This is a genomic window from Moorena sp. SIO4E2, from assembly GCF_010671945.1.
Taxonomy (GTDB): domain Bacteria; phylum Cyanobacteriota; class Cyanobacteriia; order Cyanobacteriales; family Coleofasciculaceae; genus Moorena; species Moorena producens.
Genome location: NZ_JAAHIE010001403.1, coordinates 1 through 1,085 on the forward strand (window position 1 = coordinate 1; position 1,085 = coordinate 1,085).

Below are 1,085 nucleotides of genomic sequence, written 5' to 3' on the forward strand. Positions count from 1 at the left end.
AGGGAGTGATGGTAGTGAAAGACCTCAGCACCAAGTACGCATCCAACCCTTCTTTCTGGGGAAATATCAAGTAACCCAGGCGCAATGGCGAGCTGTGGCCAAGCTTCCAAAAGTTAAGCGGGACTTAGATCCAGACCCCTCTGAATTTAAAGGAGAGAATCGACCAGTAGAGCGAGTAACCTGGTTCGATGCAGTGGAATTTTGCGATCGCCTCTGTGAATATACAGCAACGGAATACAGATTACCCACTGAAGCGGAATGGGAATACGCCTGTAGAGCCGGAACTACCACACCATTCCATTATGGAGAGACCATAAGGAGTAAATTAGCTAATTATGGTGCTTCCTCTATTTATGCAGAGGAAGCACAAGGGGAATTTCGAAAAGAAACCACCGATGTAGGACGTTTTCCCCCCAACGGCTTTGGTTTATACGATATGCATGGCAATGTTTGGGAGTGGTGTGCAGATCCTTGGCATGATAATTACGAAGGAGCTCCTACAGATGGGAGTATCTGGACTAAAGATAATTATCATACTGATTATTATATAGTGCGGGGCGGCTCGTGGTACGACCTTCCTAGGTATTGCCGTTCTGCCTCCCGCAACTTCTTTCTCGCGCGCGAGTTCATCTTCAGCATTATCGGTTTTCGTGTGGCTCGGGCTGTTGGGTAGGGTGTGTTAGGGGCGGACTTGCCTTGATTTTTACGGTAGCCAGTTTTTGGATAGTCTGCCCCGTAACGCACCACAGGGTCAAACTTTATTTGAATAAACTTTGCTCAAGGCAATACAATCCTCTCAGCAAACAAACTCTGCAATCGCTCTAACTTACCACCCTTTTGATATAATAAATCTCCCTTACCCAACAAATAAGCTGCTTCAGTGTTGCTGCCACCAAAAATAATCTTTGAATCCGCTTCAGACGCTGTGCGTAAAGCAATTCGCCCTGGTAAATTAGACCGAATAATCGGAGTAACAACTTTCGCTTCTGGTCGTTGAGTAGCAATAATCAAATGAATCCCAGCCGCTCTAGCTTTGGCTCCTAAACGCTTAATACTTAATTCTAAGTCTTTGCGGATTTCTTTTT

The 1,085-nt window shown here is 45.5% G+C and carries 2 protein-coding genes; one reads left to right on the forward strand and one right to left on the reverse strand.

Annotated elements, in window-relative coordinates; genetic code table 11:
* Positions 1–673, forward strand: a 673-nt coding sequence (locus F6K37_RS44020) for a formylglycine-generating enzyme family protein (RefSeq protein WP_287257430.1), incomplete at its 5' end; no start/stop codon positions are given.
* Positions 674–777: 104 nt separating this feature from the next.
* Here F6K37_RS44020 and F6K37_RS44025 read toward each other — a convergent pair.
* The coding region (locus F6K37_RS44025) for an FtsK/SpoIIIE domain-containing protein (RefSeq protein WP_353839162.1) at positions 778–1,085 on the reverse strand (308 nt) is incomplete at its 5' end.